This is a genomic window from Pseudenhygromyxa sp. WMMC2535, from assembly GCF_011083025.2.
In genome coordinates, this window is sequence record NZ_JABJWV010000034.1 from 1 (window position 1) to 2,581 (window position 2,581).

General features: G+C 64.5%; 2 protein-coding genes and 2 pseudogenes. 2 read left to right on the forward strand and 2 right to left on the reverse strand.

Annotation, left to right across the window (positions count from 1 at the left end; translation table 11 throughout):
• Nucleotides 1–202 (forward strand): annotated as a pseudogene (locus G6O69_RS39580) (carboxylesterase); the annotation flags it as partial.
• Between the two features lie 984 nt (nt 203–1,186).
• Complete coding sequence (locus G6O69_RS39110; RefSeq protein ID WP_217910189.1) at nt 1,187–1,354, forward strand: hypothetical protein; 168 nt, start codon at nt 1,187–1,189, stop codon at nt 1,352–1,354.
• Nucleotides 1,355–1,692: 338 nt separating this feature from the next.
• Here the strand turns inward: G6O69_RS39110 and G6O69_RS39115 are convergent, their stop codons facing one another.
• Both G6O69_RS39115 and G6O69_RS39120 read right to left on the reverse strand, forming a co-directional pair.
• Nucleotides 1,693–2,064, reverse strand: coding sequence for a hypothetical protein (locus G6O69_RS39115; protein WP_172303538.1), 372 nt, complete (start codon nt 2,062–2,064; stop codon nt 1,693–1,695).
• Between the two features lie 308 nt (nt 2,065–2,372).
• Nucleotides 2,373–2,581: pseudogene (locus G6O69_RS39120) on the reverse strand (carboxylesterase); the annotation flags it as partial.

The window sequence follows — 2,581 nt, forward strand, 5'->3', positions numbered from 1 at the left end:
ACGCGCTCACGCCGATGCTCTTTTGCCACGGCCGCGAGGACCCCACCGTCCCCGTCTGGCTCGGCAAGGCCGCCCACGATCAGGTCGCCGCCCTCGACCTCAGCGCCCGATCGCCTGGCACGACTACGCCATGCCCCACGCGGTCTGCCCCGAGGAGATCGCCGAGATCCGCACCTGGCTGCATCGCGTCTTGGCGAGCTGAAACAGTATTGCGATAGAAGCGCGACAAAGCGAGATCGCCACATTCGCGATCACAATCAATCCGAGCGCGGCCGAGTGTCATATTCCAAAGTGTCGACACGAGCTCCTTCTCTCGTCGATATTTTGGAATTTCAGCCGGCCCCTTCGACCGGCCCACGAGCCCGCGCGCTTCCCGCTTGCAACATAAATGGCCATGTTATAGGGTGGCCACGCGATCGCCTCTCGCGTATCCAATCGTCTCTACAATGGGGAAATATGCCACACATATGGCACCCCTTCGTCGACGCGCAACCTGAAAGGTAGCAGGCAGTGAAACTCTCCACGATGGTCATCATCGCCGCGCTCTCGACATCGGCCCTCGGCTGCCTCGCCGAAGCCCCCGAGCTCGAGCCCGACGTCGACCTCTACCAGCCCCTGACCGAGCCGATCTTCGTCGGGGATCTGATGATTCGCCCCGCGCAGGACGACGACGACGACTGCCGCCGCTGGCCGTCCGCGCCCAGCGACATGGACGAGCTCGACGCGGCCTCGCGGGCCAGGGCTACTGCCTCGTCACCCTCAACTATTGTTCCATCCCGGGCTCGGACGACGGCTCGTGCACGGCCACGGGCTGCGAGGTCTACCAGGCCCTGGAGGAGTGCATCGCGCTCTACTGCGAGAGCTGCTTCGATCTGTGCTGAGCGAGCGCTCGGCGTGCAAGCTGCCAGAGGACCCGTCTCGATCCCGCCTCGTTCTGCGCGCCTCGGACCTGGGAGGTCAAGGCCATCGCTGGGTTGGGATACTGCAAGGTTTCGGGCTCTCGAGCCGGGCCGCGCGGGGAGAGGTTGGATCGCGCCGGGTCCTTTGGCGATTTGCACATGTCGACTATTGCTGCGAGGTCGAGAACTGCTGGATTCCATATTGCGACACTTGCGCGGTGCTGAGCCGTCAGCACATTTAAAAAAGCGGAACCTCGGGCGCGAGCGCTCGAGGTTCCGCTTTGTCCGTGGATGTGCGATGCAGCGCCGCGAGCCGCGAGCCTCAGTCCTCGCCCTCGGAGGAGGGCGAGACCCCGCCTTGCTTGGCGATCTCCTCGCGCAGGCCGAGCTTCGGCCTGCGCGAGGAGATCGCCAAGCAAGGCGGGGTCTCGCCCTCCTCCGAGGGCGAGGACTGAGGCTCGCGGCTCGCGGCGCTGCATCGCACATCCACGGACAAAGCGGAACCTCGAGCGCTCGCGCCCGAGGTTCCGCTTTTTTAAATGTGCTGACGGCTCAGCAGCCGCAAGTGTCGCAATATGGAATCCAGCAGTTCTCGACCTCGCAGCAATAGTCGACATGTGCAAATCGCCAAAGGACCCGGCGCGATCCAACCTCTCCCGCGCGGCCCGGCTCGAGAGCCCGAAACCTTGCAGTATCCCAACCCAGCGATGGCCTTGACCTCCCAGGTCCGAGGCGCGCAGAACGAGGCGGGATCGAGACGGGTCCTCTGGCAGCTTGCACGCCGAGCGCTCGCTCAGCACAGATCGAAGCAGCTCTCGCAGTAGAGCGCGATGCACTCCTCCAGGGCCTGGTAGACCTCGCAGCCCGTGGCCGTGCACGAGCCGTCGTCCGAGCCCGGGATGGAACAATAGTTGAGGGTGACGAGGCAGTAGCCCTGGCCCGCGGAGGCCGCGTCGAGCTCGTCCATGTCGCTGGGCGCGGACGAGGCCAGCGCGGGCAGGTCGTCGTCGTCCTGCGCGGGGCGAATCATCAGATCCCCGACGAAGATCGGCTCGGTCAGGGGCTGGTAGAGGTCGACGTCGGGCTCGAGCTCGGGGGCTTCGGCGAGGCAGCCGAGGGCCGATGTCGAGAGCGCGGCGATGATGACCATCGTGGAGAGTTTCACTGCCTGCTACCTTTCAGGTTGCGCGTCGACGAAGGGGTGCCATATGTGTGGCATATTTCCCCATTGTAGAGACGATTGGATACGCGAGAGGCGATCGCGTGGCCACCCTATAACATGGCCATTTATGTTGCAAGCGGGAAGCGCGCGGGCTCGTGGGCCGGTCGAAGGGGCCGGCTGAAATTCCAAAATATCGACGAGAGAAGGAGCTCGTGTCGACACTTTGGAATATGACACTCGGCCGCGCTCGGATTGATTGTGATCGCGAATGTGGCGATCTCGCTTTGTCGCGCTTCTATCGCAATACTGTTTCAGCTCGCCAAGACGCGATGCAGCCAGGTGCGGATCTCGGCGATCTCCTCGGGGCAGACCGCGTGGGGCATGGCGTAGTCGTGCCAGGCGATCGGGCGCTGAGGTCGAGGCGGCGCGACCTGATCGTGGGCGGCCTTGCCGAGCCAGACGGGGACGGTGGGGTCCTCGCGGCCGTGGCAAAAGAGCATCGGCGTGAGCGCGTTGGCGA